29 protein-coding genes and 1 pseudogene are annotated in these 21,998 nt (G+C 38.3%); 10 read left to right on the top strand and 20 right to left on the bottom strand.

Annotated features, from left to right (window positions below; translation table 11 throughout):
- Window positions 1-13 precede the first annotated feature (13 nt).
- Complete coding sequence (locus tag OWR28_RS23215; protein ID WP_332388706.1) at window positions 14-922, top strand: DUF6268 family outer membrane beta-barrel protein; 909 nt, start codon at window positions 14-16, stop codon at window positions 920-922.
- 59 nt (window positions 923-981) lie between these two features.
- On the opposite strand, the gene OWR28_RS23210 is transcribed toward OWR28_RS23215, so the two are convergent.
- The 3 genes from OWR28_RS23210 to OWR28_RS23200 form a co-directional block, all read right to left on the bottom strand.
- Entirely contained in the window at window positions 982-1,716 is a 735-nt protein-coding gene (locus tag OWR28_RS23210; protein ID WP_332388705.1) for a LytR/AlgR family response regulator transcription factor, read from the bottom strand.
- A complete protein-coding gene (locus OWR28_RS23205) occupies window positions 1,706-2,767 on the bottom strand; it encodes a sensor histidine kinase (RefSeq protein WP_332388704.1) in 1,062 nt (353 codons plus the stop codon). The genes OWR28_RS23210 and OWR28_RS23205 overlap by 11 nt, the downstream gene beginning before the upstream one ends.
- Window positions 2,768-2,845: 78 nt before the next feature.
- On the bottom strand, window positions 2,846-3,442 hold the full coding sequence (locus OWR28_RS23200; RefSeq protein ID WP_332388703.1) for a porin family protein: 597 nt from the start codon (window positions 3,440-3,442) through the stop codon (window positions 2,846-2,848).
- On the opposite strand from OWR28_RS23200, the gene OWR28_RS23195 reads away from it, so the two are divergent.
- On the top strand, window positions 3,431-3,559 hold the full coding sequence (locus OWR28_RS23195; RefSeq protein WP_332388702.1) for a hypothetical protein: 129 nt from the start codon (window positions 3,431-3,433) through the stop codon (window positions 3,557-3,559). The two genes, OWR28_RS23200 and OWR28_RS23195, sit on opposite strands and share 12 nt — an antisense overlap.
- Before the next feature lie 35 nt (window positions 3,560-3,594).
- Here the strand turns inward: OWR28_RS23195 and OWR28_RS23190 are convergent, their stop codons facing one another.
- The 4 genes from OWR28_RS23190 to pepT all read right to left on the bottom strand — a co-directional run bounded on the left by OWR28_RS23190 (window position 3,595) and on the right by pepT (window position 7,281).
- Window positions 3,595-3,837, bottom strand: a complete 243-nt coding sequence (locus OWR28_RS23190) for a hypothetical protein (protein ID WP_332388701.1) — start codon at window positions 3,835-3,837, stop codon at window positions 3,595-3,597.
- 162 nt (window positions 3,838-3,999) lie between these two features.
- Entirely contained in the window at window positions 4,000-5,301 is a 1,302-nt protein-coding gene (locus OWR28_RS23185; protein WP_332388700.1) for a hypothetical protein, read from the bottom strand.
- A gap of 160 nt (window positions 5,302-5,461) precedes the next feature.
- Window positions 5,462-6,028 (bottom strand): energy transducer TonB, encoded by a 567-nt coding sequence (locus OWR28_RS23180; protein ID WP_332388699.1) that lies wholly within the window; start codon window positions 6,026-6,028, stop codon window positions 5,462-5,464.
- A 5-nt stretch (window positions 6,029-6,033) separates the two neighbouring features.
- A complete protein-coding gene (gene pepT / locus OWR28_RS23175) occupies window positions 6,034-7,281 on the bottom strand; it encodes a peptidase T (protein WP_332388698.1) in 1,248 nt (415 codons plus the stop codon).
- Between the two features lie 186 nt (window positions 7,282-7,467).
- Between pepT and OWR28_RS23170 the strand changes: the two genes are divergently transcribed.
- Together OWR28_RS23170 and OWR28_RS23165 are read left to right on the top strand one after the other, a co-directional pair.
- The gene (locus tag OWR28_RS23170) at window positions 7,468-8,316 is read left to right on the top strand and encodes a hydroxymethylglutaryl-CoA lyase (RefSeq protein WP_332388697.1); all 849 of its coding nucleotides are present in this window, start codon (window positions 7,468-7,470) and stop codon (window positions 8,314-8,316) included.
- Between the two features lie 217 nt (window positions 8,317-8,533).
- Window positions 8,534-9,370 (top strand): sulfurtransferase, encoded by an 837-nt coding sequence (locus OWR28_RS23165; RefSeq protein ID WP_332388696.1) that lies wholly within the window; start codon window positions 8,534-8,536, stop codon window positions 9,368-9,370.
- A gap of 52 nt (window positions 9,371-9,422) precedes the next feature.
- Here OWR28_RS23165 and OWR28_RS23160 read toward each other — a convergent pair whose 3' ends face one another.
- On the bottom strand, window positions 9,423-9,749 hold the full coding sequence (locus tag OWR28_RS23160; RefSeq protein ID WP_002982214.1) for an SUF system Fe-S cluster assembly protein: 327 nt from the start codon (window positions 9,747-9,749) through the stop codon (window positions 9,423-9,425).
- A gap of 3 nt (window positions 9,750-9,752) precedes the next feature.
- Window positions 9,753-10,454, bottom strand: coding sequence for a 3'-5' exonuclease (locus tag OWR28_RS23155; RefSeq protein ID WP_332388695.1), 702 nt, complete (start codon window positions 10,452-10,454; stop codon window positions 9,753-9,755).
- Between the two features lie 79 nt (window positions 10,455-10,533).
- On the opposite strand from OWR28_RS23155, the gene OWR28_RS23150 reads away from it, so the two are divergent.
- Window positions 10,534-11,304, top strand: coding sequence for a DUF4382 domain-containing protein (locus tag OWR28_RS23150; RefSeq protein ID WP_332388694.1), 771 nt, complete (start codon window positions 10,534-10,536; stop codon window positions 11,302-11,304).
- A 56-nt stretch (window positions 11,305-11,360) separates the two neighbouring features.
- On the opposite strand, the gene OWR28_RS23145 is transcribed toward OWR28_RS23150, so the two are convergent.
- The 9 genes and pseudogenes from OWR28_RS23145 to OWR28_RS23105 form a co-directional block, all read right to left on the bottom strand.
- Window positions 11,361-11,708, bottom strand: a complete 348-nt coding sequence (locus OWR28_RS23145; RefSeq protein WP_002982221.1) for a tRNA-binding protein — start codon at window positions 11,706-11,708, stop codon at window positions 11,361-11,363.
- Entirely contained in the window at window positions 11,705-12,214 is a 510-nt protein-coding gene (locus OWR28_RS23140; protein WP_332388693.1) for a hypothetical protein, read from the bottom strand. The genes OWR28_RS23145 and OWR28_RS23140 overlap by 4 nt, the downstream gene beginning before the upstream one ends.
- Before the next feature lie 126 nt (window positions 12,215-12,340).
- Complete coding sequence (locus OWR28_RS23135; RefSeq protein WP_332388692.1) at window positions 12,341-13,351, bottom strand: trypsin-like serine peptidase; 1,011 nt, start codon at window positions 13,349-13,351, stop codon at window positions 12,341-12,343.
- 72 nt (window positions 13,352-13,423) lie between these two features.
- Entirely contained in the window at window positions 13,424-14,266 is an 843-nt protein-coding gene (locus OWR28_RS23130; RefSeq protein WP_332388691.1) for a caspase family protein, read from the bottom strand.
- Window positions 14,267-14,532: 266 nt separating this feature from the next.
- Window positions 14,533-15,177, bottom strand: coding sequence for a response regulator transcription factor (locus OWR28_RS23125; RefSeq protein WP_062672986.1), 645 nt, complete (start codon window positions 15,175-15,177; stop codon window positions 14,533-14,535).
- On the bottom strand, window positions 15,174-15,776 hold the full coding sequence (locus tag OWR28_RS23120) for an ATP-binding protein (protein ID WP_332388690.1): 603 nt from the start codon (window positions 15,774-15,776) through the stop codon (window positions 15,174-15,176). The genes OWR28_RS23125 and OWR28_RS23120 overlap by 4 nt, the downstream gene beginning before the upstream one ends.
- A 245-nt stretch (window positions 15,777-16,021) precedes the next feature.
- On the bottom strand, window positions 16,022-16,600 hold the full coding sequence (locus tag OWR28_RS23115) for a hypothetical protein (RefSeq protein ID WP_332388689.1): 579 nt from the start codon (window positions 16,598-16,600) through the stop codon (window positions 16,022-16,024).
- Window positions 16,601-16,610: 10 nt separating this feature from the next.
- Window positions 16,611-17,156: a hypothetical protein gene (locus tag OWR28_RS23110; protein WP_332388688.1), complete on the bottom strand. Its 546-nt coding sequence runs from the start codon at window positions 17,154-17,156 to the stop codon at window positions 16,611-16,613.
- A gap of 258 nt (window positions 17,157-17,414) precedes the next feature.
- Window positions 17,415-17,750 (bottom strand): annotated as a pseudogene (locus tag OWR28_RS23105) (winged helix-turn-helix transcriptional regulator); the annotation flags it as partial.
- A 119-nt stretch (window positions 17,751-17,869) separates the two neighbouring features.
- On the opposite strand from OWR28_RS23105, the gene OWR28_RS23100 reads away from it, so the two are divergent.
- Together OWR28_RS23100 and OWR28_RS23095 are read left to right on the top strand one after the other, a co-directional pair.
- On the top strand, window positions 17,870-18,214 hold the full coding sequence (locus OWR28_RS23100) for an alcohol dehydrogenase catalytic domain-containing protein (RefSeq protein ID WP_332388687.1): 345 nt from the start codon (window positions 17,870-17,872) through the stop codon (window positions 18,212-18,214).
- Window positions 18,184-18,816 carry an NADP-dependent oxidoreductase gene (locus OWR28_RS23095; protein WP_332388686.1) on the top strand — a complete coding sequence of 211 codons (633 nt, stop codon included), beginning with the start codon at window positions 18,184-18,186 and terminating at the stop codon, window positions 18,814-18,816. Before OWR28_RS23100 ends, OWR28_RS23095 begins: the two co-directional genes overlap by 31 nt.
- Before the next feature lie 112 nt (window positions 18,817-18,928).
- Here the strand turns inward: OWR28_RS23095 and OWR28_RS23090 are convergent, their stop codons facing one another.
- Together OWR28_RS23090 and OWR28_RS23085 are read right to left on the bottom strand one after the other, a co-directional pair.
- Window positions 18,929-19,546 (bottom strand): universal stress protein, encoded by a 618-nt coding sequence (locus OWR28_RS23090; protein WP_332388685.1) that lies wholly within the window; start codon window positions 19,544-19,546, stop codon window positions 18,929-18,931.
- Between the two features lie 11 nt (window positions 19,547-19,557).
- On the bottom strand, window positions 19,558-19,752 hold the full coding sequence (locus OWR28_RS23085) for a hypothetical protein (protein ID WP_332388684.1): 195 nt from the start codon (window positions 19,750-19,752) through the stop codon (window positions 19,558-19,560).
- Between the two features lie 288 nt (window positions 19,753-20,040).
- Between OWR28_RS23085 and OWR28_RS23080 the strand changes: the two genes are divergently transcribed.
- From OWR28_RS23080 to OWR28_RS23070, 3 genes are read left to right on the top strand one after another with little or no spacing between them, the layout of a single operon-like run.
- Window positions 20,041-20,763 carry a histidine kinase gene (locus OWR28_RS23080; RefSeq protein ID WP_332388683.1) on the top strand — a complete coding sequence of 241 codons (723 nt, stop codon included), beginning with the start codon at window positions 20,041-20,043 and terminating at the stop codon, window positions 20,761-20,763.
- Entirely contained in the window at window positions 20,742-21,098 is a 357-nt protein-coding gene (locus OWR28_RS23075; RefSeq protein WP_332388682.1) for a hypothetical protein, read from the top strand. The genes OWR28_RS23080 and OWR28_RS23075 overlap by 22 nt, the downstream gene beginning before the upstream one ends.
- Window positions 21,095-21,859, top strand: coding sequence for a LytR/AlgR family response regulator transcription factor (locus OWR28_RS23070; RefSeq protein WP_332388681.1), 765 nt, complete (start codon window positions 21,095-21,097; stop codon window positions 21,857-21,859). Before OWR28_RS23075 ends, OWR28_RS23070 begins: the two co-directional genes overlap by 4 nt.
- Window positions 21,860-21,998: the final 139 nt, after the last annotated feature.

Here is a 21,998-nt window from a genome sequence, read left to right as displayed (position 1 = left end):
TAAAATTTAAAATATGAAAAGAACCCTTTCGGCAGCTTTATGCTGTATATTGCCATTAGGATATTGGGTGAATGCACAGTCCGGACTCTCCGCAGAGCTTAAAACCGAATATATCCCGGCATCCAATTATATTCGTCCAGAAGACAGTACAAAGACCAATTCTAAAAGTGATTTTAAAAGAGTAGATCTGAACCTCAGCATTCCGTTGTCTGTAAAAAAAGATACCGATGGGAAAGTAAGAGCCTGGTCTATGCTGCTCAGCGGATCTTACGCAAAGATGGCACACAAAAATTATGAAACTCAGCTGTTTCCGGATCAGATGCTGAATGCACAGGTCGGAATACAGCATATGAGACCTTTGGGTAAAAAGTGGAGCATGATGATGACAGCGTCTGTAGGAGTATATACAGATCTTGAAAAGGTAGACTTTGATGATGTGCTGGGGCAGGGAGGTATTTTGTTTATCAGGCACTTTAATCCTAATCTTTCCTTAGGCGCCGGGCCGGTACTTACCACGGCTTTCGGTGTCCCTATGATTTTACCGTGGATTTATTTTGACTGGAAAACAAACGGGAAAATTAAATTCAATATCAATTTCCCGGAAGGAATGGAAGCCGGATATCTTTTCTCGGACAAATTTGCCTTAAAAGCCGTTGTAGAGCTGAACGGAATGACTGCAGAGAGAAATATAAACGGAAAATCGATGTTGCTGGGTTATCAGCAGATCACTGCAGGACTCAGACCGGAATTAAAAATCAATGACAAACTGACGTTGCGCCTCACGGGAGGAACAGCGATATTGCGGAGCTTTAGTGAAAATGACCGGAAAATAAGCAGTATTTTCAGAGATAAAAAAATAGCTGATCCGAGATTTTCGAGTACATTTTACGCAGCAGTATCATTACGCTGGAATCTGCCATAAAAAATAAAGGGAAGGAGTAATATTCTTTTACTGCCTTCCCTCTAATATTATCAATTTTTCTATTTACTGATCAGCTTTTTATATACTACCTGATTAAGTAATTCTTCCTTTCGGTTACGCGAAATAGGTAATTCAGTTTTATTAATGAAAAGACGCCCGCCGGAGATCATATCAATATGGGTAATATTGATGAGGTATGATTTATGAATCCTGAAAAAATGATCCGAAGGAAGTGATTCTTCAATCGCTTTCATCGTCTGGTGAATGACCAATGATTTATCTTTAAAATGAAGCTTGGTATAATTCTGCATGCTTTCAATGTACAGAATATCAACCCACGAAACTTTAATGAAAGTATCAGACTGCCTTACATAGAGGAACGGATCATCAAGAGATGTATTCTTTTTTAGTTTTTCACTGATGATAAATTGCTGTTGTGCCTTATTTACAGCCTGATAAAATCTGTTGAAGGCAATGGGTTTTAAAAGATAATCCACCACTTGCAGCCGGAATCCTTCTAAAGCATATTCGGAATAAGCTGTGGTAAGGATACATAAAGGAGGATTTTCAAGCTGTTCCAGAAACTCCAGGCCGGTAAGATAAGGCATATTGATGTCCAGGAAAAGAAGATCTATTTCACTCTCTTTTACTTTGGTATCTGCTTCCAGTGCTGTTGCGCAGGTTCCTTCAACGGATAAAAAATCAATCTGATCAGCCAGTTCTTTAAGATGAAATCTTGCCAGAGGTTCATCATCAATAATAAGACATTTCATTTTAGGAATATTAGAGCTCATAACTGTCAGATAGTGTTAGTATTAATGTTATTCTAAAGATGTGATTATCCGATTCCATATTCAGATCATGGGAGTCCGGATATTGTAATTTCAACCGTTTTTTTACATTTTGAAGGCCAATTCCACCAGTTCCGTCCTTCTTTTTATAGGTTGCCATATCCGAATAGGAATTTTCCACATAAAAATAGAGTTGATTGTCTTTTTCTTTACAGGAGATTTTCACATAACCTTTATGTCCCGGAAGCCTGCAAACGTATTTAAATGCATTTTCTATAAAAGGGACCAAAAGTAATGGAGCAATAAAAGCTTTTCTGTTATTGATTTGCCATTGGGCTTTTACATCCAGTTCATTTCCCCACCTCAGTTTTTCTACCTCAACAAGATTTTGGAGATACTCAATTTCTTTATCCAGAGGAACCATGGCCTGATTACAGTGATACAGCTGGTATCGCAGAATGTCTGAAAATTTCATCAGTAAAAAATCGGCAAGCTGGGTATCCGTTTTCATCAGAATATGGATATGATTCAGGATATTGAATACTACATGCGGATTGATCTGATCCTGTAAAAGTTTAAGCTGATTTTCCAGGTGAGCCTGCTGAAGGAGAATATGATCTCGCTCTATTCTTCCATGTTCATTGTAAAATTTTACACCACAGGCTGCTCCGTTGATGAGGAATGAGGCAGGCAGGGACATATAAAAGCCCTTCCACAAAAAAGGCAGCTGATCTCTGAAATTTTCCGGAAGCTGCTCTTTGGGCTCCACTTCAAGGTATGTGAATATAACGGAGAAAACCAGGCTAAGCATGAAAATAACCATTACCAGCTGCACCAGAAACAGTTTCATTTTCTTTTCCCGGAGAGCTTTCGGCAAAAGCTTATTGGTTAAAAAATGAGTAAATGCAAACGAAAATGCGGCAATAATTGCAGCCTGGGTCATCGCCAGATAGCTTTCTGTTGTACTCTGGAAATTAAACCACAATACAATGGCCAGTACAAGCCAGAAAATAAAGGTAAATATGTATTCTTTTAAAACAAAAGATTTTGTCATGGAACAGGAAATAGGTTGATAAAAAAATTAGAAACTGCAGGGAAAACAGTTTCTAATGGTAAAGATAATTTAAGTTTTTCAGAACAGGAAATAACCTATCCCAAGGGAAAAACTGTGGGGTTTGGACTTAAATTCTTTACTGATGCTTGTAAGACCGGTCTCATATCTCAAATCTACCGTGAAGTTCTTATAATCTAATCCTAGACCTCCCGTAATTCCGATATTGGATTTGTCAAACTTTTTAAATCCTTCCTGAAGAGCCTGAGAAGTGGATAATTTATTATTAAAGGCATAGCTGTAGACACCTCCGGCGAAAGCTCTTACATTAAAATCTTCGGTTTTAATGAATTTATATCCTACTACCATAGGAATATCAATAGCGTTCCAGGAAAGTTTGGAAGAGCCTCCGTCTTGGGACTGGAACGATGTCTTTCTTTTGTTGAACAGAGCTTCTCCCTGCACATACAGTTTTCCGAGATCCACTCTTGTCATTATTCCTGCCTGATAACCGAACCCGTATTTCCCTTCCAAGGAAGAAGATTCCGTTGAGGTTTTTGTAAAATTTGCCCCTCCCTTGACTCCAATGTGAAAAGCCGGAGTCTGCTGTGCTTTAGTTTCTATTGTGCAAAAGATGCATAATAACAGAGTACTAAGCGCTAAAAATTGCTGCTTCATAATGTAATTGTTGTTAAAAATCTGATGCAAAACAACAACTATGAAGATGAGAATGAAATTTTATTTGATGAACGGCAGGGATACTTTGACAAGGACCTGTTTCCCGATGAAAAATAAAACCAGGAACATCTATGTTCCCGGTTTTCTATTCATTAATAAGGTTGTTCTTCACAAATGGAAGGAGGGATGCATCCGCCGGTGCCTCCACCGCCAGGATTTCCGCCTCCACCCACAGCAATGCATTGTCCGGGTGTTCCGTCTTCATACATTTCACAGGCTTTTCCCCAGGCACACTCACAGTCACTCTGGCAGTTATAGGAATCTCCTCCCATATGGCATTCATTTCCCCCGCTGCCAAGAATGGAAGATAAGTCTTTTCTCAAAAGTTTTTTCATTGTTTTCATGATAATTGGTATTAAATGTTATTGTTTAAAATTGTACTTCCTTGTAAATATAATAAAATTGACTTAATGTACTGTAAATGAATTTTATGGGTAGCTTTAATAAAGAAAAGCCACTGTAAAAGTGGCTTTTTATAATAATATGGATAAGTTGGCTTAGAAGCTGAACTCCTTCTGATAAAGCATACGTTCTTTTTTGAAAAGAGGAATAGTTCCTTCATACCGCAATGGAGCAATTCCAAAACCATAGAACATATCAGCCTGAATTTTGCCTTTTACAGAAATCACACCTTTTCTTTGAGGAACAAATGTTAATCCTAAAGATGAAAGAGCAGAAGCTCTTCCTTTCAGCCCTGAATTAGCAATAGGAATGGTAAGGAACATTAATCCTACAGCTCCTTTTGCTTCCAAACCAGCTTCAGCAGATAAGTTACCTTCTGCGCTTGTAATGGCAGGGTCAGATTTTTTTTGAAGGTTGATATTAATGTCCGGAGCTTTGCTTACCAAGAAGTTGGCATTTCCTTCAAGATCCAGAAGCTGTGCCTGTACTTTTCCTGTAGCCTCTATTCCCAGGAAAGGGCCTGCAGAAAGGGTAGGACTTAAAATCAGTCCTGTAGGTCCTAAGACGATTGGAACAATAGGAATATTCAGGTAGTCTGTAGTACTGGCTGTATAGCCCAGGCTTCCTGCAATAGTCGCGGAGCTCTGAAGTTTGATGTCATCCATAATGAGGTTTACATAGAAGTTGGACAAATGGCCCCACGAGAATGTAATATTATAATCAATCTTTGGTGTAAATCCTCCCTGTACATTAACACTGGATGTTCCTGCCGAAGATAAAGGAAACGAAAAGGTTTTATTAAAATTATAACGGTTGAAGGTAATTAGTTTCTGATTTTGAAAATTTTTAGCTTCAATAGAACGTATTCTCTGGTTAATTTGCTCAGAAACCATGCCTTCTACAGGGACATAATTAACCATTTTTCCATCAATATTAACGGGAGCTTTTCCTTGTGGATCATATACTCCGCTCAGTGTTCCGCTATAGATAAATTCTTCAAGCTTGGCACTGGAAGTCTGTACTGTAAATTGGTTATTCAGTTTTGAAACAGAATTTACTTTTGAAAGAATGGTGCTTACCTGATCACCTTCTACCTTAGTCCCTACAATAACAGTTCCTACCGAAATACTGTCCGTTTGAGGAGTCATACGGCTAAACGTAATTTTTCCATCATTATGGTTAGAAATTGCATTGACTGATTCATCATTCAGAATAATAACATTTTTCTGTAAAGTCAGATTGCCCAAAGTCTTCAATTGAACAGACTCGGAAGGTTTTTCAGCAGGGAGATCTGCAGAATCATCCTGAGAACAAGACGTTAAAAGAAACAAACAGAAAACAGATAATAGAAAAGTAAAGTAAAAATTTCTGTTGATTTTGAAGGGGTTGGATTTCATTTTCATATAGAGTGATTTTAAGTTTTAATCAAAATTAAGTGAATTATTTAAAACTTACAAAAGAATTGTGTTAAATTAATATCAACAACATAATGATCTTTGATTATGTTTTCATTATATGAAAAAGAAACCCCGCCGTCATACCAGCAGGGTTTGTATATTATTTTTTAAAATTTAATGTTAAAGGGACTGAAAGATTGGAAGAGACCGGTTTTCCTTTGTCTTCTGCCGGTTTCCACTTGCCTTTATCTTTAATCCTGTAAAAAGCAGCTTCAATGAATGCATTTACATCTTCATTATTGCCTTTTACTTTAGGGTTAAGGGCATTCCCTTTAGAGTCTACCACAAAACTGATTGTAGCTTTGTAAGAATCCGACGAAAAGTTGAGAAAATCAAGATCTACGGCTTCATATAAAAGCTTTTGAAAACCTGTCTTCCCTTTATCATATTCAGCTTCTTTAGTGACTTTTGTTTTTACTGGAGGGTCGGCAGCAATCATTTTCTGATCCTCGAGAGAAGCTTTATCCAAAGCCGTCTTATATGCTGTTATTTTATCCTCCGTCAGAAGCCATTCTTTCTTTGTTCTTAAATCATTAGGCTTAGGATATTTATTATACAGAGCCGTTTTCTTTCTTTCATAGCGTGAGTCTGCCCTCTGAAATTCAGAAACCTGGGCACTGCTGAAAATAAAAGTGAAAATGAATGCTGATGCTAAGACCTTTTTCATGATTATTAAGCTTTTACAATATTAATGATGACTTCAGTTGCTTTTTCCATACTTTCCAAAGCTACATACTCATATGGTCCGTGGAAGTTGATTCCTCCCGCGAAGATATTCGGGCATGGAAGTCCCATATAAGAAAGCTGCGCGCCGTCTGTACCTCCTCTGATCGCTTTGATCTTAGGCTCAATACCTGCTTCAGTCATTGCTTTTGCCGCAAGATCTACAATGTGCATTTTCCCTTCAAACTGCTGTTTCATGTTTCTGTATTGTTCCCTGATCTCCACTTCGGCAGTTCCTTCACCATGCTTCTGATTGAATTCAGCTATTTTTTCTTCCATAAATTTCTTTCTGGCTTCAAACTTATCTGCATCATGATCTCTGATGATATATTGCAGTTTAGCCTCAGAAATATCAGCCGTGATATCCATTAAATGGTAGAATCCGTCGAAGCCTTTTGTAGTGGCCGGAGTTTCATTAGCAGGAAGCATTTGAGCAAATTCAGCAGCTAATAAAGCAGCATTGATCATTTTTCCGTAAGCATAACCCGGGTGTACACTTAATCCGTGGATTTTTACTACCGCTCCGGCAGCATTAAAATTCTCATATTCAAGCTCTCCAACTTCTCCGCCGTCCATGGTATAGGCCCATTCTGCACCAAATTTGGCAACATCGAATTTATGTGCTCCTCTTCCAATCTCCTCATCCGGAGTAAATCCTACAGCAATTCTTCCATGTTTGATTTCAGGGTGTGCAATAAGATATTCGGCTGCTGTTACAATTTCTGCGCAGCCTGCTTTATCATCAGCACCAAGAAGCGTATTTCCGTCAGTGGTAATTAACGTCTGGCCGATATATTTTTTTAAACTTTCAAATCTTGAAGGAGATAATGTAAATCCTGTCGCCTGATTCAAAAGAAGATCATTTCCATCATAGTTTTTCCAAACCTGAGGTCTTACATTTTCTCCGCTGAAATCCGGTGAAGTATCATAATGTGAAATAAATCCGATGGTAGGTCTGTCATCATTTTCCAGGTTAGAAGGAATATAGCCCATAATATAACCGTTGCTGTCTATAGAAACGTCTTCAAGACCAATAGTCTTCAGTTCTTCAGTAATATAATTGGCAATATCCCACTGGCGTTCAGTAGAAGGTGTTGTTTCACTTTCTGCATCACTGGTTGAATATATTTTTACATAGCTAAGAAAGCGGTTCAGTAATTTTTCTTTCCACAAAGGGTTGAATTCTATTGTACTCATCAGATATCAAAATTTTAACAAAGTTAGCAAATTTGATGCTGAGAATACGTTATTTGCGATTTAATATCAGTTATCGAAATTATAAATCGGATATAAAAGTTTGAAAATCAAAATAGTGCTAGCTTTGTATGTGCAGTATACCAAATAGTTTAGTTTTATTATATTTGAGAAAATCAAAAAGTAACAATGTTTCTTACCGAATGTCCTAGAGATGCTATGCAGGGATGGGGAGAATTTATCCCTACCGATAAAAAAATTGATTATATCAACTCCTTGATGGATGTTGGTTTTGATGTATTGGATTGTCTGAGTTTTGTTTCTCCGAAAGCAATTCCGCAAATGGCAGATTCCAATGAGGTAGCGGAGCATATTGATAAATCCCGTTCCAAAACGAAAGTTTCTGCAATTATCGGTAATTACAGAGGTGCCGAAAAAGCATTGAAACACCAGTCGGTAGATATTCTGGGCTTTCCGTTTTCTATTTCTGAAACTTTTCAGCACAGAAACACCAATAAAAGCCAGGAAGAAGCTTTTGATGAGATCATTAAAATGCTTGACCTGGTAAGGAGTGAAGGAAAACAGCTTACCATTTATTTCTCGATGGCTTTTGGAAATCCATACGGTGAAATGTGGAAGTGGGAAGATGTAGACCAGTGGGCCCAGCGGTTCTCAGATATCGGGGTGAAAGATATTTTACTTTCAGATACTACAGGGGTAGCAACTCCGGAAACCATTGCTCTTTTGTTTGAAAAAATACCTTCCAAATATCCTGAAATTAACTTTGGAGGGCATTTCCATAACCGCTATGAAGATTCTTATTCCAAATTGAAAGCAGCTTATGATAAAGGCTGCAGAAGATTTGACAGTGCGATAAAAGGAATAGGAGGCTGTCCTATGGCTAAAGATGACCTTGTAGGAAATATGCCTACCGAACAGGTTATCAATTTTATGAGCGTGGAAAAAGCAGAACATAAACTGAATCTGCTGAATTTTGAAAGCTCTTACAACAAAGCGAAGGATATCTTTCATTTTTAAGATGAATGAATTATAAGTTTTACCTATTTAAAAACTTACAGGGATATTTGATGTCCATAGCCAGATTTGTCATTCCGTAGGAATCAGGACTATTTTTTAATAATGAATTGAGATTCCTACGGAATGGCCAAATACAGCCGAGCGACCTGTTTAATATCTCCGGATATAATGGATTGTGCCCCGAATTGAATTAAAATTTAACCAGAAAATCACCAGAATGTCACCAATAATCTCATCCTCCGAACTCAAAAATATTCCAGCGGAAAATCTTATCATTCTTGATGCAAGAACAGGAAAAGATGCAAAGCAAAACTACCTTGAAAAACATATTAAAGGAGCCCGGTTCATCGATCTGGACAGAGATCTGGCAGAGATTGGAGAAAATGCGGCTTTTGGAGGCAGGCATCCGCTTCCTTCCGTAGAAAAGTTTGCAGAGACACTTTCAGATCTTGGGATTTCAGAGGATGCTCATATTGTTGTGTATGATGATAAAAATGCTTCGAATGCAGCGGCACGTGCCTGGTGGATGCTAAGATCTTTCGGATTTGAAAAAGTACAGGTTCTTGATGGCGGAATGCAGACTGCAGAAAAAACCGGGTTAGCATTTTCTTCAGGAGAAGAGAAATTTGATAAAGCGTCTTTCATTCAAGAAAAGCAATGGCTTCTTCCGGTTTCAAGTCTGGAAGTTGTTGAAAATGAATTGAAAAACAATTCCTCTACGGTTGTTGATGTAAGAGATGCCTACCGCTATAAAGGTGAATCTGAACCGATTGATCTGGTTGCAGGACACATTCCCGGAGCGATCAATATTCCTTTTTCTGAGAATCTTGATGAAGACGGAAATTTTCTGAGCCCGGAAGTTTTAAAAGAAAAATACAGCCAATTATTAAAAGACAAACCTGAACATCTTATTATTCACTGCGGATCAGGCGTTACAGCCTGCCATACGATTCTGGCGCTGGACTATGCAGGATTTCCCATTCCGGATCTGTATGTAGGCTCATGGAGCGAATGGAGCAGGAGGGAAGGAAAGGAAATTGCAAAAGATATTTAAAAACAAAAACCCCGAAAAATGATTCTTCGGGGTTTTATATTGTTAAGAGTGATTAAAGCATTCCCAGCTCAAACTTTGCCTCTTCGCTCATCATATCCTTATTCCAGCTCGGTTCGAAAGTAAGCTCTAAATCTACACTTTTTACATGCTCTACTTCAGACACTTTATCCTTTACCTCCTGTGGAAGTGTCTCTGCAACAGGGCAGTTGGGAGTAGTAAGTGTCATGATAATTTTTACATCAGCATCATCGGAGATCTGGACATCATAAATCAGTCCTAATTCGTAAATATCTACCGGAATTTCGGGGTCATATACGGTTTTCAGCACACCAATGATTTCCTCACCAATGTCAGCAATTTGATCGTCTGTAAATTTCATTTTTTAATCTAGATTGATATTCCTTTTCAACAAATCTTCCTGACGCATGCGCCGGAAAACATTTGCCAAAGTTAAGACATCTTTTTCACAATAGTCAACAATTCTCTGCAAGTCTTTTTCTATGTAGTAAATTGATGAAACCATTGAGCCGTCAATATCATCCTTCGGAGTAGGAATACCAAAGACATGAGCCAGTAATTCCAGGGAAACAAAACTTTTATAATCCCCGAACTTCCAGAGTTCCATAGTGTCTATATGCGGAATTTCCCAGGGCTTTTTCCCAAACATCTGAAACGGTGCCGGTGGCTGCATGCCATTGATAAGATAACGCCTGGCAATCCATGGAAAATCGAATTCTTTTCCGTTATGGGCACAGAGAATCACATTATAAAGCCTTGGACTGTTGAAGATTTCCCCGAATTCCTGCAGCATTTTCTTTTCATCATGCCCGGAAAAACTCTTTATTTTTAACGTTTCATTCTTTTCCACCATTCCGATAGTGATGCAGATGATTTTTCCAAACTCGGCCATAATGCCGGCTCTTTCATAAAATTCTTCTGCCGTCACCTCTTCCTTTCTCTGGAATTTTGTTTTTTTATCCCACAGATACTGTTCTGTTTCGGATAAGTCGCTCCAGGAACCTGCCTGTGGAACTGTTTCGATATCAAGAAATAAGACTCTTTCTAAAGGAATACTTTGGATCATTTTTTGTTTTTTATAACCGAATATATGACATAATAAACCAATTATCCAAAACGTTTTTATTATACCTAAATTTTAGCTTATGAAGAAGTTATTCATTATGGGAAGCAGTATCTGCCTATTATTTCTGGCATCATGTAATGATTCTAACGAAAACGGTACTGCTACAGTGAATGTAAGGCTTACTGACGGCCCTGCAGCATATAATGCTGTTAATATTGATATTCAACGAATCGAAATTAACAGTAATGGAGAATGGACAGCATTAAACTTTCCAAATCCAGGCGTTTATAATCTTCTTAACTTTAAAAACGGAACAGATGTAGTTTTAGGGCAGGCCACACTCCCCGAGGGAAATGTTTCTCAGATGAGAATGGTGCTGGGCCCTAACAACAGTGTAGTTGTCAATGGAATTACTTATCCTCTGCAAACTCCTTCGGCCCAGCAAAGCGGGCTGAAATTCAACTGGAATCAGACATTATCAGCAAACGGAGCTTATACTGTATGGATTGATTTCGATGCGGGAAGATCTATTGTTACTACAGGGAACGGATCTTATATCCTAAAACCGGTGATACGGGCGTTCTCTGAGCTTACCAACGGCCAGATTAAAGGATATGTACAGCCTCAGGCGGCGCAGGCAGTCGTTCACGCCATTATGGCTTCAGATACGATTTCTACAGCAATACCTAACCCCGATGGATTTTTCATGTTTTCCGGGCTGCCACAGGGAAATTATACCGTTTCTTACGATGCCGGAAATAATACGGGATATGTGGATGAGAATACGTCTAATGTATCGGTAAGCTTCGGTCAGGTTACGAATCTTGGAGTAAAGACCCTTCATCAATAATAATTAATTTAAAAAAGCCTTATAATTTATAAGGCTTTTTTATACTTAACAGACGGTTATCCTACCTGCATTCCGTTTTTTGTGGGTAATGAAGGCGTTAAAAGAGTGACATCTTTTTTGTCCTCACCATATAATCCTAACACAAGACATTCACTGAAGAAGTTGGCAATCTGTTTCTTCGGGAAATTCACCACTGCTAAAATCTGTTTACCGATCAATTCATCTTTTGTATAAAGGGAAGTAATCTGTGCGGATGACTTTCTGATTCCTAAATCTCCGAAATCAATCTCCAGCTGATACGATGGATTTCTTGCTTTTTCAAAATCATTCACTGAGATTATAGTTCCGCATCTGATGTCTATTTTTTCAAAATCTGCCCAGGTGATATCTGGTTTTACTGTCATGGCAATTCGTTAATTAAATGTTCAACTTCTGTTTTCTGTTCTGCATATTTTTGCTGTAATACTGAACCTTCACCCATTCTTTTATAGTATTCCAACGCTTTTCCCCCAAAAAATTTTTTATGGAAATCCGAAACTTCAGGAATCTGTGGGAAAACTTTGTGAAAAAGCATTTCATAATACGCCTGGAATTCTCTTTCATTTTTGTCTTCAATGACCTGCCCGGGGGCTTTCTGTCTTACGTGGAGCATTTCATGGGCAACCATATTCAACACAAGGTTCAGGTCAAAATCAAATAAATTTCGTGGGATCATCACGGTTTGCGGACCTCCCAGATCACCTTCTGCCGTAAGAAGCATCGAGGTGGGAGAAAGTTCTTCCCTGAACCCGAATCCCGCAAAGTTTTCATGTTCAAGATTAAAAGAATGGATCAGGTATTTTGCTGCATCCAGAATCTGATGATGTTCTTTGTAAGCCTCAAGGTGTAAGTTGATCTGTTCGAAATTCATCTGAAGTATGTTTTAAACAAATGTATTAAAATATTGAGAATACTGGCTAAATCAGTCCGATATTTTAATCTGCATAGAAAAGTCCGCCCCGGAAGGCGGACTTTGGTTTTAAACTAAAAAAATAAATTAAGGATGTTCATTTCTTGCTCTGATGACCAGATTGACTAAATCTGAGCCGCCACTTGCAAAATTATCACTTGGATTATGCGCGCTTTGAGTGGCTACAGCATACGGAGAGCCGTCCCAATATCCCCAGAAAGGGCCTCCGCTTTGTCCAGGCCATATATCTGCTTTATGGCTCATGCTTTCGTTGTCATCGGCACTCCAGAAATCTCCATCCAGTGCGATACCTGTCTGGTAGGTTGGTCTTTGCGTTCCTGTAAGGTCTCCCGGATATCCTGCGTGGGTCCAGTAAGCGCCTCCGTCCCATGAATCGGAATAGGATTTTGAGCCTAACCAGCCTGTGCTGTTTCCAATGGGTCTGTCCAATACAATCACTACATAATCATATTGTATTTCTGTAGAGTCAATAGAAGGGCCTGCAACTTTATACTTGTAGTACGTCAAGGTACCCCAGGCAGTTCCGTAAGGAGCGCTTCCGTTATAATACATTGGAGTGAATTTCAGCCATCCTGTGGTATTATTAGCCTGCCAGTCTACAATGTGAGAGCAGGTAAGAAGGTGTCTTGGTCCGATCATTACGCCGCTCCCTGACCCCAGAGAGCTTTCTACTCTGCCGACACATCTCCATGGATAGGCTGTAGAATTGTATACTTTTCTCTGATCGACTCCAAAAATGGTTCTTGCATTTTCAGGAGTCAGGAAAGAATCTCTGTCAATGAATTTAGGTTTACGGTCTCTTTTCGGTTCCAGTTTTGGGCTGTATTCAAAATCAGCATGGGTAGGATAGAAATGGTCGGTTTCCAGTGCCCGGTTTTCTGTTGTTTTTTCGTCCATAGGCATTCCTATGGTTTTCATTCCTTTAGGAAAAGTTCTTCCGTTAATCATTTCCATGGCAGGTGCCTGGCTGAATAATTTCTGAATAACTTCCGGTTTTTCAGTTGATTTTGCTTTAACCGTTCTGAGTCTTGACACTTCTTCAGCGGTCATCGGGTTGTTGTTTTCAATTTTTGACATGATTATTATTTTTAATCTGGTATATTCCTACTCTTTTATGGCTTTTCGGATTCCGCCGGTAATGGTTATTGGTTAAGTGAATATTTTTTGTGAAAATTCTGCAGTCATGCTTTCTGTCTGGTTGACCTGGGCCGCTCCCATAGCTGCTAAGGCAATAGCGACCTGCTTATCAAGAGTTTTTCTTACAATATTTCCATTGGTAGCACGCAATATTTTACAGAAATGATACGTAAAATAGCCACGTATCTGTCCGCTGATATTTCCTTCCATGGATACCTGATTGTCTTTTGCGGCCGCCCATAACGTGTGATTCATTCCTGTAACCGGGACAAGTGCTTTGGTAAGAACGGTTGTTTTTTTTGCATTTTTAGCTCCGATTTCACTGGCATAGGTCAGGTAAAACTCATCCTCAAGCATTGGAGGGATGTAACGGGCAGTTTCGTTGAGAAGATCAGCTTCCAGACCCAGATCCATTTTTCTGGTTCCGGTTCCTGAGTAACAGCAGTCGAAGATCACTTCCATATTAACTCCGGCTTTTAGCTTATCAAGTACCGCTTTAAAATCATCATCACGAATGACCCCGGCATTGGCATAATCATGTGGACAAATAGCTTCATCCAAACCGTCAAGCTCGAGATCTGAGCCGATATTAGCCACTCTGGTTCCATGCCCTGAATAATAAAAAACAAGAGAATCTCCTTTCACGCTTGTGGTGATCATTGATTTCAGATAATTTAATATATTCGCTCTTGTGGCATTCTGATTGGTCAGGATTTTAATCTTTGCCGGACTAAAACCACAGATTACCAATGTATTGGCCATATCTCTAGCATCATTTACACAGCCGTTAAGATCCGGACCTCCGTATCCGATGGGTGCATAATCATTAATACCTACGATAAGTGCTTTTTTCATTGTATTAGTTTTTAAAAATATTCCCTACTCTGTTCCGGCTTTTCGGGTGCTGCCTTTTGGTGTTTTTTTCTATGACAAAATTCCGTCATTCTGCAAGACGAAAACAGAGGAGAAAGCCGTATTCTGAGAAAGGAAAAACACCTTTTTGTTTGTATATGAGGGTGTTATAAATAAGATCCGGCGGCTTGAAAAGCCGCCGGATCCATACAGAATATAAAGATGTTTTTTTCAGATAATAGTTAAAGGTTAGAAATTGAGGTTTTAAGTCAGCACAGATCATGTTTCAGGGCAAAAAGTACCAGGCCCGCTCTGTTTTTTATATCCAGTTTTACAAAAACAGAATCTCTGTAGCCGTCAATGGTTTTAGGGCTGAGGCACATTTTGTCTGCTATTTCCTTATAAGTGAGCTCACTGCAGGCCCATTTTATAAATTCTTTCTCTCTGTCTCTCAGCTCTGAAAGTAAGGATGCGTTTTTTGCTTCTTCTGTTTTTACTTTCAGTAATTTCTGGGCCACAAAATCAGTGTAAAAACTGCCTTTCTCAAATACAGTTTCAATGGCCTGGAAAAGGATAGAAGGCTGCATATCTTTCAGCAGATAACCTTTAGCACCTGCCTTCAGCATTTTGATCAATATTCTTTCATCATCATCCATTGTCAGGGCAATGACTTTAATATCAGGATAATGTTCTGTAAGCCATTCTGTGGTTTCTATACCGTTTTTATAGGGCATATTGACATCCATCAGGACTACGGCAGGTAATTCAGAAGCTTTTTCCACTCCTGCAATAAATTCTTCTCCGTTGGGATGATTCATAATGACCCTGTATTGAGTATTCTCTGTGATCATATTTTCCAAAGCCTTGGAGATTAAAGTATGATCATCAACGATCGCTATGGGAATAGTTTTCATAATAAATTTTTGTGATAGGTTATCAGAGTTTGTGTTCCTTTATTCAGTTGTGATTGTATAGACAGTTCGGCATGAATCAGTTTGGCTCTCAATTCCATGTTTTTTAATCCTGAGCCGTCCTGAATAATGCTGGTATCAAAGCCTTTTCCGTTATCAGAAATACTGATATGTAATTTTTCACAATCATCTTCCAGTTGGATGGAAACGTTTTTGGCTTTGGAGTGTTTGAGAATATTGTTGATGCTTTCCTGGATAATTCTGAAAAGAATAAGACCATGTTTAGGAGAGATATCAATATCATGTTTTTGGGTGATGAATTCGATTTTTAATAATTTCAGTTTCCGGATCCTCTGAACTTCCCTTTCAATGGATTCTGCCAGCCCGAAGTGAATGATCTGCTCGGTGATTAATGTTTTGGAAAGGTTTCTTATATCCTGTATACATTCTCCTAATAATTCGTTGAGTTCAATCAGGTCTTCTTTTTCTGAGTTTTTTAATTTGGTAATCAATTGGTTATGACGTAGGCGGACTACAGACAGTTTCTGTCCCAGATCATCATGCAGTTCCTGCCCGATATAATTGAGGGTTTGCTCCTTCATCTCCACCTGTGAGGTGGCCAGCTCTTTTTCAAAACGTAAGTCTTTTTCCTTTTGTTCGATCAGCAGTGTTGTTTTTTCCTGATAAAAACCGCATAGATGAAGACCATTGTCAAAACAACGATAAATAAAGTAATCGTAAAAATGATGACCAGATTATTCTCTTCCATATCTGCAAGGCATTTATCTTATTCTTTCCTGTTTGTTCCAGAGTAAACCCAGTATGAGTATGCCGTTACTGATCAGATTCAGCATAAATAAAATGAAGAAATAAATCGTCTCCGAAACAGTAGTTCTGAAAAAAGTATCGGAATGCTTCCGATAAAAAGAATCAGTAAAGCTACTGAAATCCAGAACGGTAAATAATTCTTGATTTCCAGTATCTTGTCAGAATTAAAGGTCTGGTACAGGAACAAAATAATTGAAAACAGCAACAGAAGAATATCTGCATACAGCATATTAAAAGAAAAATGGTGAAGCAGATCATCTTCCGTGTACAACATAACAGCAATATTGAGGACAAAAAGAACCAGTATAATAGCCTGGATCTTTTTGAGCAGCGGAACATACAATAACTGGTAATAGTAAAATAAATACAAAAAGAATACAATCATAAGAAAACCAATTACGTAGAAGATGTCCGTAGGCAGATTTGTCAGCTTGAAATAGAAATAACAGGAGATATCAATCAGGGAAAACAACAGATATCCTATGATGAAAAATAAATTTTCCTTTCCGGTTTTTCTATATTTTATGACCATTAGAATCATCACTATAATGGATATGGCCATCGATGTCTGTTTCCCTGTTTCAATATTCCAGTTCATGATCTCGTTTTTATGGCATTGTTCCGGACAGTGTTTTTGGAGGAGGAGCCAGATTGGTCATATTCATAGACTCTATAGATTGTACATCTGTATTTTCCTCAGTGGCCTCCGTTCTGGCCATGGCATTGTCTCTCTTTCTTTTCTGTGAAGTAGGCACAAGAAATATGGTTTGATAACCTGCATACTCAGGCTTTGCCATTCTGTTTTTAGGATGGTTCATGGGATATTTTCCCATATAAATTCTGATTCCCGGATTTTTTAATTTTTGTTTTTTTGCGTTTTCTTTTACATATTTAATATACCCTTCCATGTCTTCAAGCGAAAACCAATACCATCTGGAATCAGGTTCTCCGTTTCTGTATCTGGTAAGAATCTCATGGTTGGTTCTGGTGTATTCATCAAAAAGGACCCGGCCTTCGCGGTAGCTGATCAGTTTCTTTTTATAACTGTTACTTACAGGTTCTTTAGGAGGTTCATTGCAGCTTAGCAAACAGAAAATAAGAATAAATGCTGTGCAGAGCGTACTTACAATCTTAGTAAAAAAGGAAGTTTTCATTTTTATGGTTTTTAATTTTATGGAACAAAATTAGCTAACGGCACAACTATAAAAAAGGGTGAAAACACTGTTTTTATCCTATACTAAATTTACGACTTTTTGATATTCAGATGAATATGAATTGCTATGTTTGTTTTTTTAGTTAAAAATATCCGGTAGTATTCCTTTATACATAAAATTAAAACCATGATGATCACTCATGGTTTTGAAGGAATAGTAACCTATTTCTTTGAAACGGGTTACGGTTTTAATTTTTATTCTCTCTTTTTCTATCTGATTTTCACCCCAAAGCCGCAGATAATCAATAAAAGGAATGAGTTCGGCACCGGTTTCCGTTAAAGAATATTCTACTTTCGGAGGAACTTCATGATAAACTTCCCTGTGGATAAGTCCGTCATCTTCAAGCTCCCGGACAGTCTGGGTAAGCATTTTAGGGGTAATATCGGAAAGGGTTTTACGAAGTTCGCCGTAACGCATAATCGTATTCAGATGGAGATACCATAAAATACGGCCTTTGTACTTCCCTCCAATCCGTTTAAAAGCATAGTCTACAGGACAGGATGGCTCACTGGTAACTTTTTTTATTTTTAACATTTTTTCAATGATTTGATAATCAGTATCAGTATATTTTTGGTATGTAGATTACAAAAAAGTACATACTTGCTGCAAAGATATGATGAGATTACATTTGTCCGATAATTAAAATTAAAAAAATGAAAGCTGTAATTTTAAACGAAGCGGGAAGTGTTGAAAATCTTCAATGTGCAGAAATAGACAAGCCTGTAATAGGAAATGATGAAGTGTTGGTAAAAGTGGTATCGATAAGCATTAATCCTGTAGATGTAAAGTCCAGAGCGTATGAAGGCGTTCTGAACTGGATTTTTGAAGAAAAAAGACCTGTTATTTTAGGATGGGATATCTCGGGAGAAGTGGTGGAAACAGGGAAAAATGTAACTGATTTTAAAACAGGAGACGAGGTCTTCGGGATGGTCAACTTTTTGGAAAAGGAAATGCCTATGCAGAATATGTGGCTGCCCCGGCAGCCCATCTGGCATTAAAGCCTCAGAACATTACCCATCAGCAGGCGGCTGCAGCATCAATGGCCGCTTCAACGGCATATCAGGCATTGGTAGATGTTGCTGAAATTAAAAAAGGAAATAAAGTTCTGGTTCATGCAGCTTCAGGCGGTGTCGGCCATTTTGTGGTTCAGATTGCGAAGTATTTCGGTGCGTATGTTATTGGCGTATCATCCGGGAAAAACAGGGATTTTATTTTATCGCTTGGGGCAGATGAACATATTGATTATACAACGGAAAACTTTCATGAAAGGGTGCAGGATGCAGATATAGTCATTGATACCCTTCAGGGAAGAACATTGTCTGATTCGGTAGATATTGTAAAAGAGAACGGAATTATCGTAACACTTCCGTCTCCTGAGATTCCGGAGGATATTGCAGAAAAAGCCGTGCAGAAAAAGGTGAATATTGAGTTTATGATGGTAGCGTCTAAAAAGTCAACCACAGAGGCAATAGCAGGTTTATTAGAACAGGGAGTACTGAAGCCTTTTGTTTATAAAACATTTCCGTTTGGAGATATAGCAATGGCCCATCTGGAGGTTGAGACTAACCGTGTTGCCGGAAAAGTGATTGTAAATCTCTGAAATAAAAACAGTCCCGGGAAACTTTCCCGGGACTGTTAAACAAGATTAAGTGTAAAATTTAGCCTTTAAAGGCAAAAAAGGATAATTCAATGTGAACAGATTTTTATTGATCTTAATCTATGTTTAGGGGAATTGACAGTAATGGTATTTTATTTTTGTAAGCCATTATAGCTGTTTTACTGCGGTGGAAAAGAGATTCCACAAGGCTGTATCTGTAGGGAACCATGGTCAGAAGATCAGGATTTGTCAATCTTATTTCCTCTTCAATAGCCTTGATGACTTCTATGGACTGGATCATTTTAAAACGGTATCTGATATCATCCAGATCATATCCCGAATTCAGATCCGTATCCTGAATAACCTCAGCAAAATCTTCCAGACTTTCACTTACGTTAAAGACTTCAACCTCAGCATTAAATTCATTAATAAAATAATAAATATCATTCATTGCAGACCAGGTCATACTCCTGTGAGTATCATAAGCAAAAAGTATTTTCCTGATTCCTGTATATTCTATGTGGGAAGGAACAATGAGTATCGGTTTTTTTATCCTGTGAAAAGCCCTTGTTACATGGTTGCCCAAAAGTTTTTGTTCCAAAGTTTTCTCTGCCATTCCCATCACCAGAAAATCGCAGCTGTGTATTTGCATACAATTTTCAAGTTCCTCAATAAAGTTTCCGGATGCCAGATGATATTCCACTTCGATAGCATATACTCTTCTAAGCTCCATTACTTTATCTTTCAGCTTTTTTTGATTTTTAAGTGTCTGGGTATAAAAAAATCAGCGGAAGCCTGTGCATTCAGAGCATGGATAGAAACGGTCTGCAGATTAAAAAGTATCATCTTAAAAGCATTTTCTTTAGCCATAGAAGCTGCATAATGAGTGGCATTTTCAGCTTCACGGGAAAAATCTGTGCAGGCAATTATTGTTTTCATTGTACAGGATTTAGTACTGCAAAACTAGGACAGTCCATCATGAGCTTATGATAAAAATAATGTGATGTTGCATAAAACAATGATGAAATGTCTTTTTCAGGTGATGAACCGTCAGATTCATTTGAACGCTGCTATTTTACGTTTCATATCCCGTTTTGGCGGTCTCGTCTGAAATGGGGAAGACCCATATAAAATCTATTTCTATATTTACAATCACAAAGTTCACCTATGAATAGGATTTCCGCCATCAGGAAAAATATAGTACGAAATAAAAAGATTCTTTCCGCTATGAAAAGAAGGCTCGTAATATGGGCCGTAGCGGTGGTTACTTTCTGTGTTTTCTCCTATCTGATAGACCCGTTTGATCCGGTCTGGAAAGGTTATCTGAACACGCCGCTGCAAATGATTCTGGAAGATGCCTCATGGATTATCTTATTTTCTGTTATCATTTCAGAGGTCAGTATATTCATTGACAGAAGACTTAATAAACTGCTTCCCTGGAGAAACAGAACTGTAAAGCGGCTGCTCATTCAGTGTCTGCTGCAGATTGTGGGAAGTGTTATGATTGTGATTATTATTAATGCGATCGTAGACTGTACCTCAGTAACACTGCCTGAAATGGATTCCAGGAAAGAATATACCTTACTAGGACAATGGATTGCGACAAATATTGTAATCTCTTTGATTATCAGTGCTTTTAATACGGTGGATTACCTGCTTGAAAACTGGAAGAAAACTGCTGTAGAAGCTGCCCAGCATAAACTCCGGGCATCAAAACATAAACAAGCGGCTATGGCGGCAGAGCTTCAGGCACTTAAGCTTCAGATAGACCCGCATTTTATTTTCAATAATTTAAGTGTATTGTCAGAACTTATTTTGGAAGATCAGCAGTTAGGGTATGAATATTCAGAGAAATTTGCAAGAGTTTACCGGTACCTGTTGGTCAATTCCAAAAAAGATATCATTGCAGTAGAAGAGGAACTTAAGTTTTGGAATCTTATATTTTTCTGATTGAAAAAAGAATCGGGGAAGGTGTTGTGTTTAAAATTGATATTAAAGAAGAGTACAGATCCAGGTTTACCCTGCCGCTGTCTCTGCAGTTATTGGTTGAAAATGCCATTAAACACAACCAGACTTCAAAGGTGCATCCCCTGGAAATTCATGTTTACACCAATCCTGAAGGAGAACTTGTAGTCTCTAACACATTTCTGCCTTTAATCAACAAGCCGGATTCCTCCGGAGTGGGCCTTACCAATATCATTACACGGTATGAAATTTTAGGATATCCTAAACCTGTGATTGAAAAAACTGAAGATAAATTTATTGTAAAACTTCCATTGATATGAAGATTAATAAGATTTTAATAGTTGAAGACGAAAGACCCAATGCAGATAGGCTGAAAAGACTGTTGCTGAAATTAAGACCCCATATCGAAATTCTGTCTGTAGAAGACTCAATAACTTCAACGGTGCACTGGCTGGAAAATAATGTTGTTCCTGATGTTATCATGATGGATGTCCGCCTTGCAGACGGGCTCAGCTTTGAAATATTTAATAAACATGACATTAAAAGTGCGGTCATATTTACCACAGCTTACGATGAATATGCAGTACAGGCATTCAAATACAACAGTGTGGATTATCTTCTGAAACCTATAGAAGAAGAAGAGCTGGATGCTGCCCTGAAACGTTATGAAACCTTTATGGAAGCCGTTCCGGTAGTAGGAACCGCTATTGAAGGATTGTTGAACTATATCCAGCCAAAAGATTACAGAAAACGTTTTCTTATTGCCCACAAAGACGGATATAAAACAGTTCTGGCAGAGGATATCCTGTATTTTTATACCGAATTGGGAATCAGTAAAGCCATGCTGAATACCGGTGTTGTGGAGAATGTGCCACAGACCCTGGAAGAGCTTGAGAAACAGTTGGATCCGAAATTCTTTTTCCGGGCTAACAGGCAATTTATCATTCATATTGATTCTGTAAAGCAGATTTTTAATCATTTTAACGGAAAACTGAAGCTGGAATTAAGAAAACATCCGGAGATGGAAGTGATTGTAAGCCGCGAAAAAGCTTCCATTTTCAAATCCTGGATGGATTATTGATAATTCATTCCTGAAAAACATACAAGACTGCTTTTTTACAGAAGCGGTCTTTTTTGCCTTACTTACCGGCATATTATTGATCTTAATGGTTTTACCTGGTTCCGCCGGATACATCCCTTTTTGTCCTGTTATAGGGGGA

Origin of the sequence: Chryseobacterium sp. 1B4 (assembly GCF_036631475.1) — a bacterium.
In the GTDB taxonomy this organism is placed as follows: Bacteria; Bacteroidota; Bacteroidia; order Flavobacteriales; family Weeksellaceae; genus Chryseobacterium.
Note: the sequence above shows the minus strand (reverse complement) of the source record. Positions and strands in the feature narration are given on the sequence as shown.